The 15,486-nt window shown below is 70.7% G+C and carries 11 protein-coding genes; 6 read left to right on the top strand and 5 right to left on the bottom strand.

Annotated elements, in window-relative coordinates; translation table 11 throughout:
- The 3 genes from gcl to ABZW60_RS09500 form a co-directional block, all read right to left on the bottom strand.
- Complete coding sequence (gene gcl / locus ABZW60_RS09490) at positions 1-1,776, bottom strand: glyoxylate carboligase (RefSeq protein WP_355475286.1); 1,776 nt, start codon at positions 1,774-1,776, stop codon at positions 1-3.
- On the bottom strand, positions 1,776-2,657 hold the full coding sequence (locus tag ABZW60_RS09495) for a 2-hydroxy-3-oxopropionate reductase (protein ID WP_355475287.1): 882 nt from the start codon (positions 2,655-2,657) through the stop codon (positions 1,776-1,778). The genes gcl and ABZW60_RS09495 overlap by 1 nt, the downstream gene beginning before the upstream one ends.
- A gap of 79 nt (positions 2,658-2,736) precedes the next feature.
- Positions 2,737-3,549, bottom strand: a complete 813-nt coding sequence (locus tag ABZW60_RS09500; protein ID WP_355475288.1) for a TIM barrel protein — start codon at positions 3,547-3,549, stop codon at positions 2,737-2,739.
- Positions 3,550-3,714: 165 nt separating this feature from the next.
- On the opposite strand from ABZW60_RS09500, the gene ABZW60_RS09505 reads away from it, so the two are divergent.
- The 6 genes from ABZW60_RS09505 to guaD all read left to right on the top strand — a co-directional run bounded on the left by ABZW60_RS09505 (position 3,715) and on the right by guaD (position 13,344).
- Positions 3,715-5,247, top strand: coding sequence for a helix-turn-helix domain-containing protein (locus ABZW60_RS09505; RefSeq protein ID WP_355475289.1), 1,533 nt, complete (start codon positions 3,715-3,717; stop codon positions 5,245-5,247).
- A gap of 142 nt (positions 5,248-5,389) precedes the next feature.
- A complete protein-coding gene (gene uraD, locus ABZW60_RS09510; protein ID WP_355475290.1) occupies positions 5,390-7,315 on the top strand; it encodes a 2-oxo-4-hydroxy-4-carboxy-5-ureidoimidazoline decarboxylase in 1,926 nt (641 codons plus the stop codon).
- Positions 7,312-8,820 carry an FAD binding domain-containing protein gene (locus ABZW60_RS09515; RefSeq protein WP_355475291.1) on the top strand — a complete coding sequence of 503 codons (1,509 nt, stop codon included), beginning with the start codon at positions 7,312-7,314 and terminating at the stop codon, positions 8,818-8,820. Before uraD ends, ABZW60_RS09515 begins: the two co-directional genes overlap by 4 nt.
- On the top strand, positions 8,817-11,156 hold the full coding sequence (gene xdhB / locus ABZW60_RS09520; protein WP_355475292.1) for a xanthine dehydrogenase molybdopterin binding subunit: 2,340 nt from the start codon (positions 8,817-8,819) through the stop codon (positions 11,154-11,156). Before ABZW60_RS09515 ends, xdhB begins: the two co-directional genes overlap by 4 nt.
- Positions 11,144-12,067 (top strand): xanthine dehydrogenase accessory protein XdhC, encoded by a 924-nt coding sequence (xdhC, locus tag ABZW60_RS09525; protein WP_355475293.1) that lies wholly within the window; start codon positions 11,144-11,146, stop codon positions 12,065-12,067. The genes xdhB and xdhC overlap by 13 nt, the downstream gene beginning before the upstream one ends.
- Positions 12,064-13,344 carry a guanine deaminase gene (gene guaD / locus ABZW60_RS09530; RefSeq protein WP_355475294.1) on the top strand — a complete coding sequence of 427 codons (1,281 nt, stop codon included), beginning with the start codon at positions 12,064-12,066 and terminating at the stop codon, positions 13,342-13,344. The genes xdhC and guaD overlap by 4 nt, the downstream gene beginning before the upstream one ends.
- Positions 13,345-13,349: 5 nt before the next feature.
- Here guaD and ABZW60_RS09535 read toward each other — a convergent pair whose 3' ends face one another.
- Both ABZW60_RS09535 and ABZW60_RS09540 read right to left on the bottom strand, forming a co-directional pair.
- Positions 13,350-14,399, bottom strand: coding sequence for a hypothetical protein (locus tag ABZW60_RS09535; protein WP_355475295.1), 1,050 nt, complete (start codon positions 14,397-14,399; stop codon positions 13,350-13,352).
- Positions 14,400-14,449: 50 nt separating this feature from the next.
- Positions 14,450-15,415: a type IV toxin-antitoxin system AbiEi family antitoxin domain-containing protein gene (locus tag ABZW60_RS09540; protein WP_355475296.1), complete on the bottom strand. Its 966-nt coding sequence runs from the start codon at positions 15,413-15,415 to the stop codon at positions 14,450-14,452.
- Positions 15,416-15,486 lie beyond the last annotated feature (71 nt).

Here is a 15,486-nt window from a genome sequence, read left to right on the forward strand (position 1 = left end):
TCAGTCCAGCAACGCGAGGGCCGTCGGTGCGTCCTCGGGTGAGATCGCCAGGTCCTCGAACTCGACGACGTTGTCGATCTCGACACCCATCGACACGTTCGTGACCCGCTCCAGGATGACCTCGACGACGATCGGGACCTGGTGCTCGACCATCAGCTTCTTGGCCTGCTCCAGCGCCGGCAGGATCCCGTCCGGCTCCGACACCCGCAACGCCTTGCAACCGAGGCCTTCGACGACCTTCACATGGTCGACGCCGTACCCGTTGACCTCCGGGCTGTTGATGTTCTCGAACGACAGCTGCACGCAGTAGTCCATGTCGAACCCACGCTGCGCCTGCCGGATCAGCCCGAGGTACGAGTTGTTCACCACCACGTGGATGTACGGGATGTTGAACTGCGCACCGACCGCGAGCTCCTCGATCAGGAACTGGAAGTCGTAGTCGCCCGACAGCGCGACCACCGTGCTGTCCGGATCCGCGACCGCCACCCCGAGCGTCGCCGGGACGGTCCAGCCGAGCGGACCGGCCTGGCCGGCGTTGATCCAGTGCCGCGGACGGTACACGTGCAGCATCTGCGCCGCCTGGATCTGCGACAGCCCGATCGTGCTCACGTACCGCACGTCCGGCCCGAACGCCCGGTTCATCTCCTCGTACACGCGCTGCGGCTTGATCGGCACCGCGTCGAAGTGCGTCTTGCGCTGCAGCGTCGTCCGGCGCTCGCGGCACTCCGCGGCCCACGCCGTACGGTCCGGCAGCCTGCCGTCGGCGGCCCACTCGCGCGCCGCCTCGACGAACACCTCCAGCGCGGCGCGGGCGTCCGACACGACCCCGTAGTCCGGCGCGAACACCCGCCCGATCTGCGTCGGCTCGATGTCGACGTGAATGAACTTCCGCGAGCCCCGATACACATCCAGCCCGCCGGTGTGCCGGTTCGCCCACCGGTTGCCGATGCCCAGGACCACGTCGGAGGCCAGCATCGTCGCGTTCCCGTACCGGTGCGAGGTCTGCAGCCCGACCATGCCCGCGCTCAGCGGGTGGTCGTCCGCGATCGCACCCCAGCCCATCAGCGTCGGCACCACCGGAATCCCGGTGATCTCCGCGAACGAAACCAGCAGCTCGGCCGCGTCGGCGTTGATGATCCCGCCGCCGGCCACGATCAGCGGCCGCTCGGCAGCGGCGAGGAAGGACAGCACCTTCTCCGCCTGCGCGCGGGTGGCCGCCGGACGCGAGACCGGAAGCGGCTCGTAGGTGTCGACGTCGAAGTCGATCTCGGCGAGCTGCACGTCCAGCGGCAGGTCGATCAGCACCGGACCGGGCCGTCCTTCGCGCATCACCTGGAACGCCTTCTGGAAGGTGCCCGGGACCTGCGCGGCCTCCATCACGGTGACCGCCCACTTCGCGACCGGCTTGGCGATCGAGGCGATGTCGACGGCCTGGAAGTCCTCCTTGTGCAGCTTCGCGACCGGCGCCTGGCCGGTGATGCACAGGATCGGGATCGAGTCCGCGGAGGCGGAGTACAGCCCGGTGATCATGTCGGTGCCGGCGGGTCCCGACGTACCGATGCAGACGCCGATGGTGCCCGCGCGGGCCCGGGTGTACCCCTCGGCCATGTGCGACGCGGCCTCGACGTGGCGGGCGAGCACGTGCTTGATCCCGCCATGCTTCCTGATCGCAGAGTAGAAGGGGTTGATCGCGGCACCGGGGAGCCCGAACGCCTGCGTGGAACCTTCCTTCTCCAGAATCAGGACCGCGGCGTCCACCGCGCGCATCCGGGCCATCAGACGGCCTTCCCGGACAGGCGCTCGACGCCGCGGAGCAGCGCGGAGTGGTCGAGGCCGCCGTCGCCGTTCGCGCGGGCCGACGCGACCAGCTGCGCCACCAGCGCGCCGAGCGGTACGACGACCCCTGCCTCGCGGGCGGCCGCGGTGACGATGCCCATGTCCTTGTGGTGCAGGTCGATCCGGAACCCGGGCTCGAAGGAGCGCGACAGCATGTTCTCCTTCTTCTGGTTGAGCACGGTGGAACCGGCCAGCCCGCCGCCCAGGACGTCGAGTGCGGCCTTGATGTCGACGCCGTACGCCTCCAGGAAGACGACGGCCTCGGAGACGGCCTGGATGTTCGCGGCGACGATCAGCTGGTTGGCGGCCTTGACCGTCTGACCGGACCCGCTCGGGCCGACGTGGACGACGGTCTTGCCGACGACGTCGAACAGCGGCTTGGCCGCGGCGAAGTCGTCCGCGGCGCCGCCGACCATGATCGACAGCGCGGCGTTCTTGGCGCCCGCCTCGCCGCCGGACACCGGGGCGTCGAGCAGCCGGAAGCCGTTCGCCCGCGCCTGCTCGGCGAGCTGTTGCGTGACGTCGGGCCGGATGCTGGAGAAGTCGATGATCAGCGTGCCGGTCTCGGCCAGCTGGAAGACGCCGTCCTCACCCTCGAGCACGTCCTGGACGTCGGGCGAGTCGGGCACCATCACGCAGATCACGTCGGCGCCCTTGACCGCGTCGGCGAGCGAGGTCGCGGCGCGGCCGCCGGCGGCGACCAGCGCCTCGGCGCGCTCCGGCGTCCGGTCCAGGCCGGCGACGGTGTGTCCGGCGTTGGCGAGGTGGACGGCCATCGGGTTGCCCATGATGCCGAGGCCGATGAAGGCGATGTTGGTCATGTCGTGCTCCTGGAATTACGTGGCCGGCGAGGAATGAAGGAAAAGAAAAAGGAAGGAAAGAAGCGGAGGCGAGGGTGGATCAGCGGCGCTCGAACGGCAGCCAGCCGAAGCTTGCGTCTGAGGTGGTGGACGGCTTGTACTCGAGCCCGACCAGGCCGGTGTAGCCGTGCGCCTCCAGGGCGGTCAGCTGGTGGTCGAGCGGGAGGGTGCCGGTGCCGGGCTCGTTGCGACCCGGGTGGTCGGCGATCTGGACGTGGGCGATCCGGCCGGTGTGCTCGGCGATCACCCGGTCGGCGTCGTCGCCGTTGACCGCGAGGTGGTACAGGTCCGCGAGCAGTCCGACGTTCGGTACGTCGTACGCCGCCTGGACGCGGTCGATCACGTCCAGCGCGTCGGCTGCGACCTTGAGCGGGTACCGCTCCGCGCCGCTGACCGGCTCGACGAGGACCGTGGCGCCGATCCGCGCGGCGGCCTTGGCGGCCAGCGCGAGGTTCTCGACGGCGATGTCGTCCTGCTCCTGCTCCGTGCTGCCCTCGACACGGTTGCCGTACAAGGCGTTGAAGCCCTGGGCGCCGAGCCGCTCGCCGATACCGACCGTGACGTCGATGTTGTCGCGGAACTCGCCGGACCGCTTCGGCCAGGACACCAGGCCGCGGTCGCCGCCCGGCATGTCGCCGGCGAAGAAGTTGAGGCCGGTCAGCCGCACGCCGGCATCGGTGACCGCGCTGACGAACGCGTCGACCTGCCGGTCCGGCGGGACGGCCTCGACGAACGGCCACCAGAACTCCACCGCGCTGAACCCGGCCCGGCGCGCGGCCGCCGGCCGCTCGAGCAGAGGCAACTCGGTGAAGAGCAAAGAACAGTTCACCGTGTACTGCAGCTGGTGACTCATCCCGACTCCAATTTCCGCATTGTGGAACTTGATTTCTGTTCTGCGAAATGACCATAAGCGCGGGATCGAGAGAGCGTCAAGCGTCCGGAGCGGTCGGGCCGATCGGCGAGGGGCTGTCGTACGCGGGCGCGCGCGTTGTACTTTCCTCTAAACGGGAGGTGTGTCGTGTTGCTGGCGGAGTTGCTGGACGCGCCGGAGCTGGGGCTGCGGTTGCTGCACTCCGGCGGCGGGATGCTGGACCGGCCGATGGGGCGGCTGGTGACCACCGACCTGCTCGAACCCGGCCGGTACCTGAGCGGTGGCGAGGTCGTGCTGACCGGGCTGGTCTGGCGCCGGCAGGCCGCCGACAGCGAGGTGTTCGTGGCCTCGATGGCCGGCCGCGGGGCGACCACGATCCTGGCCGGGAAGGCGCAGCTGGGCGACGTACCGGCGGACCTCGTGGAGGCGTGCCGGCGGCACGACGTGACGCTGATCGAGGTGCCGATCGAGATCGCGTTCGCGGACGTGACGGAGTACGTCGCGGCGGCGGGATCGGCCGAGACCGGCGCGCGGTTGTCGGCGAGCCTGGTGCGCCAGCGACAGCTGCTGTCGTCGATCGCCGCCGGGCGCAGCCTCGACGAGCTGGCGGCGCGGATCTCGGCCGAGATCGGGCACGACTGCCGGGTGCTGACCCCGACCGGGCGGCACGTCGTCCCCGGGCCGGGCGAGCTCGACGCGACCGCGGTCGACGCGGTCACCCGCAAGTTCCTGACCGCGGACCGGACACCGGCCGTGGCGCAGACGATCGACGCGTCGTACAGCCTGTTCCCGGTCGGTTCGGGGCTCGGCAACCGGCTGACCGCGTGGGTGCTGGTGATCGAGGGCGACCACAACGACTGGTCCGGCGATCACGTCGAGGCGGTGCACGAACTGTGCGCGATCGCCGCCCTGGACCGCGCACGCCGCGACGAAGGGCGCCGGGCGCTGCGTCCCTTGGTGGCGGACGCGCTGGCCCTGGTCGAGTCCGGCGCCCCGCTGACCGAGGTCGCCGCGCGACTGCGGCAGGCCGGGGCCCACTCCGAGCGGCCGATGGTCGTGGCGGTCGCCGAGCTCCGCGACGACGGCCCGAGCGAGATCGCCCTGAGCGTGCTGGAGGATGTCGCGCTGACGGTCGGCCCGGCCGTCGTCGCCCCCGGACGGGACGGGCTGCTCGTCGGATTCCTGCCCTTCGCGCCGGGCCTCCCGGAGCATCTGCGACAAGCCTTCGGCCGCCTCGCCCCGGGCCTGAATCGTGCGCGCCTCGCGGTCGGGATCAGCGGCGAGACGGCGGTCGACGCGCTCGCCGGCGCGCTCGAGGAGGCCCGGTTCGCACAGCGGGCGGCCCGCGCCTCGCGCGCGCCCGTGTCGGTCGTCACCTCGGACGAGGTCGCCTCGCACGTCCTGCTGCTCGCCACGCTGCCCGACGACGTCCGGCGTACGTACAGCCACCGCGTCCTCGGAGCGGTCCTCGACCACGACCGCCGGACCCACGCCGACCTGCTGACGACGCTGCAGGCCTTCCTCGCCTGCTCGTGCTCCTGGACGCGGACGGCGGAGTCGCTGCACCTGCACGTCAACACCGTTCGCTACCGGATCGAACGCGTTGAGCAACTGACCGGACGCGATCTGTCGACCCTCGAGGACCGGGTGGACGTGTTCCTCGCGCTGAAATCACTGTAGTTGTGTGATCACACAAAACGGACCGTTCTCCGGCCGTTCATCTTCGGAGGTTCACCGGGTGCAATCCACCCCTCGGTGAGCCGATGCTCAGGTGCAGGTCAAATCCCCGCACCGCCCCAAGTAGCCGAGGAGCGTGTCCCCGATGAAGGCAGTCCTGCGACCGAGCCGCCATACCAACCGCCACCCCGTCGACCAGGTGCTCCCACCTGCGAAGCTCGCGGTGTACGGCGCTCAGCACGTACTGGCGTTCTACGCCGGGGCGGTGATCGTACCGATCCTGCTCGCCAGTGCGATCGGGCTCAGCACCGAGCAGCTCATCCACCTGATCAACGCGGACCTGTTCACCTGCGGTATCGCGTCGATCATCCAGTCGGTCGGCTTCTGGAAGGTCGGTGTCCGGCTGCCGCTCCTGCAGGGCGTCACGTTCACCGCGGTCTCGCCGATGATCGCGATCGGTCTCGCGGCGGGCGGCGGCACCGACGGGCTGCTGGTGATCTACGGCGCCGTCCTGGTCGCGGGACTGGCCACCTTCTTCATCGCGCCGTACTTCAGCCGGCTGATCCGGTTCTTCCCGCCGGTCGTGACCGGCTCGGTGATCACGATCATCGGTCTGGCGCTGCTGCCGGTGGCCGCCGGGGACGCGGTCGGCGGCGCCGGCCCGACCGCCGCGCCGACGAGCGGCAAGAACATGGCGTACGCGCTCGGCACCCTGGCGCTGATCGTGCTGATCCAGCGAGTCTTCAAGGGCTTCATGGCAACGATCGCCGTCCTGATCGGCCTGGTCGTCGGGACCCTGGTGGCGTGGGCGTTCGGGGACGCACACTTCGGCGCCGTCGGTGAGGCCGCCTGGGCCGGGGTGACCACGCCGTTCTACTTCGGCTGGCCGAAGTTCTCGGTCGCGGCGATCATCTCGATGGTCGTCGTCATGCTGATCACCGCGGTGGAGACCACCGGTGACGTGTTCGCGACCGGCGAGATCGTCGAGAAGCGGGTCGGCCGCGAGGACATCGCCCGGGCGCTGCGGGCCGACGGCCTGGCCACCACGATCGGCGGCGTCTTCAACTCCTTCCCCTACACGTGCTTCGCGGAGAACGTCGGTCTGGTCCGGCTGACCCGGGTCCGCAGTCGCTGGGTGGTCGCGGCGGCGGGCGCGATCATGATCCTGATCGGCCTGGTGCCGAAGGCCGGTGCGGTGGTGGCCGGCGTACCGCATCCGGTGCTCGGCGGCGCGGCGCTGGCGATGTTCGCGACCGTGGCCGTGGTCGGGTTCCAGACGCTCGCGAAGGTCGACTTCCACGACCACCGCAACGTCGTGATCGTCGCGACCAGCGTCGGCCTGGCGATGTACGTGACCGCGCAGCCGCAGGTCGCGCAGGCCGTTCCGAACTGGGCCGAGATCATCTTCGGCAGCGGCATCACGCTCGGCAGCCTGACCGCGATCGGCCTGAACATCCTGTTCCACCACGTCGGCAAGAACTTCGGCCCGGCGGTGGCGGGGCAACCAGGTGACACGGTCCGGCTCGACCAGGTCAACGAGATGACCCGTGAGGAGTTCGTCGAGACGTTCGGCGGCCTGTTCCAGGGCCCGCGCTGGGCGGTCGAGCGGGCCTGGGAGATGCGGCCGTACGCCGACACGCACGCGCTGCGGCGCTCGTTCCAGGAGGCGTTGTTCTCCGGGTCCCGCGACGAGCAGCGGGAACTGATCCAGGCGTACCCGCGGCTCGGCTCGCAGTTCGTCGCCGACGGCCTCAGCGGCGAGGCGTCGCTGCGGGACCAGTCCGACAAGGGCCTGACCTTCCTCGGCGACCCTGAGCGGGACGAGCTGACCGCGATCACCTCGGCGTACGAGGACCGGTTCGGGTTCCCGCTGGTGATCTCGGTGCGCGACGCCGAGTCGTACGAGCGGATCGTCGAGCAGGGCCGCGACCGGCTGGGGAACTGCGAGAACCAGGAGCACGCCGCCGCCCTGCTCGAGATCGCGAAGATCGCCGGCTACCGGTTCGACGACTTCGTCTCCGACGCGAACCCGATCCACAGCGCCCGCACCCGATGGAGCACCAACCGATGACTACCCAAGCCCTGCGCGCCGCCGCCCTGACGGTGAACGGCGAGCCCACCGCGATCGGCGACGTCCCCGTGCACACGACGGTCCTGGACTGGCTGCGCGATCGCGGCCTGACCGGCGCCAAGGAGGGGTGCGCGGAAGGCGAGTGCGGAGCCTGCTCCGTCCTCGTCGCCCGCCCCGGCACCGATTCACAGACCGAGTGGACCGCCGTCAACGCGTGCCTGTTGCCGATCGCATCGCTGGACGGCCAGGAGCTGATCACGTCCGAGGGCTTGGGCACCCCGTCCGAACTCCACCCGGTCCAGCAGGAAATGGCAGTCCGGGGCGGTTCCCAGTGCGGCTTCTGCACACCGGGCTTCATCTGCAGCATGGCAGCCGAGTACTACCGCCCCGGCCGCACGCCGGAGGCCGGCGTCCACGAGGTGGCCGGCGGGGCCGGGCGTGGGAGTGAGTTGCCCGGCGGCGCCGGGGTTGGTGGGGACCATGAGCATGGGCCGAATGGCTTCGACCTGCATGCGTTGAGCGGGAACTTGTGCCGGTGCACCGGCTACCGGCCGATCCGCGACGCCGCCTACGCGCTGGGTGAACCGGGTTCGGAGGACGCGCTCGCCGTGCGGTGTGGCTCGGCGCCGCCGGCTCCGGCGGCAACCGGGATGACGTCGCCGGAGGGCGAGTTCGTCCGCCCCACCTCGCTGGACGAAGCGCTGGCGGTGCTCGGGGATCGCGAGGACGCGGTGGTGGTTGCCGGTTCGACCGATCTCGGCGTGCAGGTGAACATCTTCGGCGACCGCCCGCCGCTGACCGTCGCGATCGACCGGCTGGAGGAGCTCCGCGAGTTCAGCTTCGGGGACGGCGAGGTCAGGTTGGGTGCGGCGCTGACGCTGACCGAGATCGAGCGCCGCCTGGCGGGGCGGGTGCCGCTGCTGGCGCAGATGATTCCGCAGTTCGCCTCGCGGCTGATCCGCAACGGCGCGACGATCGGCGGGAACCTCGGGACCGGATCACCGATCGGCGACACCCCACCCGCACTCCTGGCGCTGGATGCGTCCCTGGTCCTGGCATCCGGCCGGGGTGAGCGGGTCGTTCTGCTGGCCGACTACTTCACCGGCTACCGGCAGACCGTGAAGGCTGCGGACGAGCTGATCAGGACGATCGTCGTTCCGTTGCCCTTGGCACCGATGACCGCGTTCCACAAGATCGCCAAGCGCCGGTTCGACGACATCTCGAGCGTCGCGATCGGGTACGCCGTCGACGTGGCCGACGGCGTCGTACGGGACGCGAAGATCGGCCTCGGCGGGGTCGCGGCGACCCCGCTGCGCGCCCGCGAGACGGAGGCCGCGCTGATCGGCCGGCCATGGACCGAGGAGACCGTGCGGACCGTCGCGGCGGTGATGGCGGCGGAAGGTACGCCGATGGACGATCACCGCGCGAGCTCGTCGTACCGCTCCGCGATGCTCGGCCAGTCCTTGCTGCGCTTCTACTTCACCGAACAGGAGGTCGGCGCATGAGCTCGCTGTCAGAACGGCCGGCCGTCGCCGTTGTCGGCGCACCGATGCCGCATGAGAGCGCCGCGCTGCACGTGACCGGCGCGGCCTTGTACACGGACGACCTGGTCATGCGCACGCGCGACGTGCTGCACGCGTGGCCGGTGCAGTCGCCTCACGCCCACGCCCGCGTCACCGCACTGCGGGTGAAGCCGGCGTACGACGTACCCGGCGTGGTGCGGGTGCTCACTGCAGACGACGTGCCCGGGGTGAACGACGCCGGCGTCAAGCACGACGAACCGTTGTTCCCGGGTGAGGTGATGTTCAACGGGCAGGCGGTCTGCTGGGTGCTCGGCGAGACGTTGGAGGCCGCTCGGCTCGGGGCGCTGGCGGTCGAGGTCGAGTACGAGCCGCTGCCGTCGCTGGTGACGGTTCGCGAGGCGATCGAGGCGGAGAGCTTCCAGGGCATCGGGCGGCACCTGGAGCGTGGCGACGTCGAGCAGGCGCTGGCCGGGGCGGAACACGTGTTCCGTGGCGAGTTCGAGTTCGCCGGTCAGGAGCACTTCTACCTCGAGACGCACGCGGCGCTGGCGCTGGTCGACGAGTACGGGCAGATCTTCGTGCAGTCGAGCACGCAGCATCCGTCGGAAACGCAGGAAATCGTCGCGCACGTGCTCGGGCTGGCCAGCCATTCGGTGACCGTGCAGTGCCTGCGGATGGGCGGCGGCTTCGGCGGCAAGGAGATGCAGCCGCACGGCTTCGCCGCGATCGCCGCGCTGGGCGCGACGCTGACCGGCCGGCCGGTGCGGTTGCGGCTGAACCGCACGCAGGACATGACGATGTCGGGGAAGCGGCACGGGTTCCACAGCTCGTGGACGGCCGGGTTCGGGGCCGACGGCAAGCTGGTCGCGCTGGACGCGACGCTGACCGCCGACGGCGGGTGGAGCCTCGACCTGTCGGAGCCGGTGCTGGCGCGGGCGATGTGCCACATCGACAACGCGTACGAGATCCCGCACGTCCGGGTCGACGGCCGGATCGCGAAGACCAACAAGACGTCGCAGACCGCGTTCCGCGGGTTCGGCGGGCCGCAGGGGATGCTGGTGATCGAGGACATCCTCGGCCGCTGCGCGCCGCTGCTCGGGTACGACGCGGCCGAGCTGCGGCAGCGGAACTTCTACCAGCCGGGCGACTCCACGCCGTACGGCCAGCCGGTGCGCCACGCGGACCGGCTGGAGTCGTGCTGGAGCCAGGTCCGGTCCAACGGCGAGGTCGCCGCTCGGCAGGCGGAGATCGAGGCGTTCAACGCGTCGCACCCGCACGTGAAGCGCGGGCTCGCGATGACGCCGGTCAAGTTCGGGATCTCGTTCAACCTGACCGCGTTCAACCAGGCGGGCGCGCTGGTGCACGTCTACAAGGACGGGTCGGTGCTGATCAACCACGGCGGCACCGAGATGGGTCAGGGCCTGCACACGAAGATGCTGCAGGTGGCCGCGACCACGCTGGGATTGCCGCTGGCGCGGGTACGGCTCGCTCCGACGCGGACCGACAAGGTGCCGAACACGTCGGCGACCGCGGCGTCCTCGGGTGCTGACCTGAACGGCGCGGCGATCAAGAACGCGTGCGAGCAGATCCGCGAGCGGCTGGCGCAGGTGGCCGGCGGGAAGCTCGGGATCAGCCCCCACGACGTACGGTTCGTCGACGGCGTCGTCCGTGGACTGTCCGGGGACGGCGTGGACTGGAACGAGCTGGTCAACCTCGCGTACCACCAGCGTGTGCAGCTGTGGGCGGCCGGCTTCTACCGGACCGAAGGGCTGCACTGGGACGCGAACGCGATGCGCGGCGAGCCGTTCAAGTACTTCGCGTACGGCGTCGCGGCGGCCGAGGTGGAGGTCGACGGGTTCAGCGGCGCGTACACACTGCGCCGCGTCGACATCGTCCACGACGTCGGCGACAGCCTCAGTCCGCTGATCGACATCGGCCAGATCGAGGGCGGTTTCGTGCAGGGCGCCGGCTGGCTGACGCTGGAGGACCTCCGCTGGGACGAGAGCTCCGGCGACCGGCGTGGGCGGCTGTCCACGCAGGCCGCGAGCACGTACAAGCTCCCGAGCTTCTCGGAGATGCCCGAGGTCTTCAACGTCACGCTCCTGGAGAAGGCCCACGAGGAAGGCGCGGTCTACGGCTCCAAGGCGGTCGGTGAACCGCCGCTGATGCTGGCGTTCTCGGTTCGCGAGGCCCTGCGCCAAGCAGCCGCCGCCTTCGGCCCGGCCGGCACCAGCGTGGACCTCCCGTCGCCGGCCACACCCGAGGCCGTGTACTGGGCGGTCGAGCGGGCTCGGGGAGGTGTGTCATGGAGTGGGTGAAAGCCGTTCAGCGGCTGCGGTCCGGACGGCAGCCGGGCGTACTCGTCACTGTGCTGTCCGTGCGCGGGCACGCTCCGCGCGAAGCCGGCGCGAAGATGGTTGTTGCTGCTGACAACGTCTGGTCGACGGTCGGCGGCGGGAACCTGGAGGCACTCGCGGTCGAGCGTTCGCGGGAGATGATCGCCGACGGCGTGACGACCCCGGAGGTGCTGACGGCCGCGTTGTCCGACAAGGCGCCGTACCAGCACGGAGTGCAGTGTTGCGGCGGAGAGGTGAAGTTGTTGCTGGAGCCGTTGCCCGTCGTCCCGTCGGTAGCCGTCTTCGGCGTCGGGCACGTCGGCCTGGAGCTCGCACGGATCCTCGCGCGGCACGATCTCGAGCTGCACCTGATCGACTCGCGGGCCGACCAGCTGACGACCGATCGACTGGCCGTGCTGGACGACGCGGTCGCGAACGTCCATGTCCACAACGTCCCGGTGCTGCCGGAGCTGGTCGTCGGCGAGCTCCCGCCCGGTACCCACGCGGTGATCATGACCCACGACCACGCCGAGGACGCGGCGCTGTGCGACGCCGCGATCCGCAAGGAGGACCTCGCGACGATCGGCCTGATCGGCTCCAGCGCGAAGTGGACCCGGTTCCAGCGCAAGCTCGCCGAGGACGGCAACCCGCCCGAGACGATCGCCCGGATCACCACCCCGATCGGCCTGCCCGATCTGCCCGGCAAGGAGCCGGCCGTGATCGCGGTCAGCGTCGCTGCCTGGCTCCTGCAGCGGTTCGCGGCCGAACGGCCGCCCGCACCGCCCCGATCCGCCGGGCGATCCACCCGGCCCGACACCGCCGAGCGGCATCCCGCGTCGGCCCATCCTGCCGTGCGTCGCCCCGCGCCGGCTCAGCGTGAGGCACAGGCATGACTCTTTATCGTGGCACGTTCATCGACACGCCGGAGAACCCGTTCGACGGCGCCGGCCTGCGGGTCGCCGCCGACGCGGGGCTGCTGGTCGAGGACGGCGTGATCGTTGCCCGGGGCCCGTTCACGGAGGTCCGGCAGGCGCACCCCGCCGAGCAGGTTGTGGACCTGCGCGACGGCGTCGTGCTGCCCGGATTCGTCGACACCCACGTGCACTTCCCGCAGATCCGCGCGGTCGGCGGGCTGGGGCTGCCGCTGCTCGAGTGGCTCGACCGGTACGCGCTGCCCGAGGAGGCGCGGATGGCCGACGTCGGCTACGCGACGGGTGTCGCGAACGAGTTCGTCCGCGGGCTCGCGGCCGCCGGTACGACGTCGGCACTCGTCTTCGGCGCGCACTACGCCGACGCCGTCGACGCCCTCTTCGACTCCGCGTCCAAGGTCGGCCTGCGGATCACGAGCGGCCTGGTGCTGAGCGACAGGCTGCTGCGACCGGAGCTGCTCACCACTCCGGTCCGCGCGTACGCCGAGTCGCTCGCGCTCGCGAACCGCTGGCACGGCGTCGGCCGCAACCGGTACGCCGTCACGCCGCGCTTCTCGCTGTCGTGCACCGACGAGCTGCTCGCGACCTGCCGGGAGCTGATGGAGGCGATCCCCGGCGCGCTGTTCACCTCGCACGTGAACGAGAACGAGGCCGAGATCGCGTCGGTCGCCGACCTGTTCGAGGGCTGCGACTACGTGACGACGTACGACCGGCACGGCCTGGTGGACCGCCGTACGGTGCTCGCGCACAACGTGCACCCGACCGACGTCGAGCTCAAGACGCTGGCCACCAGCGGCGCGACCGTCGCGCACTGCCCGACCAGCAACGCTGCGCTCGGCAGTGGGCTGTTCCCACTGACCCGGCACCTGCAGTTCGGGGTCCGGGTGGCGCTCGGATCGGATGTCGGTGCCGGTACCGGGTTCTCGCTGCTGAAGGAGGGACTGCAGGCGTACTTCTGCCAGCAACTCCAAGGCGACCAGGGCCGGCCGCTCACGGCAGCCCACCTGCTCTACCTCGCCACCACGGCCGGCGCCGACGCGCTGGACCTTCCTCACGTCGGTCACCTCTCGGTCGGCCAGCACTTCGACGCCCAACTCCTCCGCCCCGCGGAAGGCTCACCCCTGGCCGTCGCCATCACCCACGCCGAGGACACCGAGGAAGCCCTCGCCCGCATCTTCACCCTGGGCACCCCCGCCGACGTCCAGGCCGTCTGGATCAACGGGGAACTGCTGCACCACTGACAGCTCTAGCGGATCGCCTCGAGCGCCGCGCGGAGGTCGGAGTCGGAAGCGTCCGACGGCAGCAGGCGCACCGGCGTACTGCTGCCGTTGAACAAGCCGATGACGCCGTCGTCGGTCGGAAAGATGCCGGCGGCATCGCTCAGCCAGACAGCTGGGTACGTCGCCGGATAGCCGACCGGGACGGGCAGCGGACCGCCCGCCCGGCGTTCGATCTCCACACTCGGCGCGGGGTGCTCCTTGTCGCCCATCACGTCCCAGGCCAGCCCGATCACCGGCGGGGCGGTTCCGCCCGAGGTCAGCTCCGCGAGCCGCCGTACCGCCGGCGCGACCTGCGCGATGTCGCCGGCGACCACGACGACCGGCCGCGTGCCGTAGTCGGCCCAGCGCACCTGTCCGCCACCGAGGCGCGGCACGGCGAAGTCGGGGAGTCCGACGGCAGCCGTGTTCTCCCCCTCGAACAGTTCCGGCCCGTGGTCGCCCGGGTGCTCGCCGCACGCCTTGTCGATCAGCTTCACCTTCGCCGCCGGCGGAGGTGGCAGCGTGCCCACTGGGGCGGAGGCGCCGAATCGGCGCAGTACGGCGGCGCCCTGCTCGGCCACCTCCGGGTCGATGGCGGACGTCCCCACGCGGATCGCGACGTCCGCGGTGAAGAGGATCACCGCTTCGCCGGCCATCAGCACGGTCGGTACGCCGTGGAGCGGGGCGAGTCGCGAGCACCCGACGACGTTCTCGCCGATCGGGACGTCCTGGATCCCCACCTCGGCATGCCACAGGCAGGAGTTGTCGACGCAGTAGGCGCCGTACAGGACGGTCAGCTCCTCGCCCGGGTCCAGCGAGGTGTCGCCCTCCACCTCGGTCCCGTCCTTGGCGATGAACGAGTCGTCGAGCGGCCATCCGTGGAACTCGGTCCCGAGCCAGTAGACCGGCTCCTCGGTGGTGCTCACGATCTGCCGCAGCCGGGCTTCGGTCGCCTCCGCTCCCGCACTCGTCGGCGAGGCCGCACACCCCGCCACGACCATCCCCGCCAAAACCACAACCGCCCCGATGCGCTTCATCGCGGCCCCCTCTACCCGAATTCAGCCTAGATCCGGGAGCGCCGCCCGACCTACACCCCCGATCGGCGACCTCCCACAAGCAATTGCTTGTCCAAGGTCCCGTTGGCCTGTCGGAGCAAGCCGCGCCTGAGCCGGTCTGCGGTCAGCTGCGGGCGGTCGAGATCCGCCCAGCCGACCCGGACGACGCCGTACCCGGCCTCGCGTAGCCGGTCCTCTCGCCATTTCTCCGCGAGTACGGCGTCTGCGCTGCCGCCGTACTTCATCGCCCCGTCGAACTCCACGATCAGGTGGCCCGACAGCAGGAAGTCGACGCGTCCTATCAGGCCGCCGCGGTTACCCCGGATCTCCACCTGCAGCTCCGGCGCGGGCAGCCCGTGGTTGGCCATCAGGACCCGGAGGCGCGACTCACCGACGGACTCGCTCAACCCGTCCGCGAAACGTACGGCGGCTCGCGCGGCCGGAGAGCCGGGCCAGTGACGGTGACGCAGTACGGCGGCGGCGAGCTGATTCGGAGTCGTCGACCCGAGGCGTAGCGCGGCGTCGCTCAGCACCACGCCAACCTCGTACGACGTGGTGCACGTCGTCTCGACGATCGCGCGCTCGACGCTCGTCACCGGGAGACCCTCGACGGCAACGACCTCGTCATCCGCAACCGGCGACCGATGCACTCGCACGGTCCGACCGGTGCGATCTCGCCCCGCGGCGGGCCGGGTGAAGTGCGCCTTCGCCAGATCGGTGCCCCACTGCGGCAGCCCGTGCAGCACTGTGGCCGACTGATGGCTGACCACGACGTCCCCGAGCCGCTCGAGCGCCATCCGGATATTGAGCCGGTGCAGGCGGAGCGCGCGTTCCCACGACGGTTCGTCGGCCGGCACGCCGCGGGGTTCGACGTACGAGTTGTAGCTCATCCTCAGCCACTGGCCACTCCGAACCCGTCGCCGCAGCTCGCTGTCGCTGTACCCGGCCGCGAGGACGTCGGCACGCGTGAACCACCCGCCCCGACCGGCCGCAATCACTTCCAATCTCCTGTTCACACCCGGAGAACATGCACCGCTCCCGCCCTCCGCCAGCCGGGCAATCCCGGATC

Origin of the sequence: Kribbella sp. NPDC003557 (assembly GCF_040610805.1) — a bacterium.
GTDB lineage: Bacteria > Actinomycetota > Actinomycetes > Propionibacteriales > Kribbellaceae > Kribbella.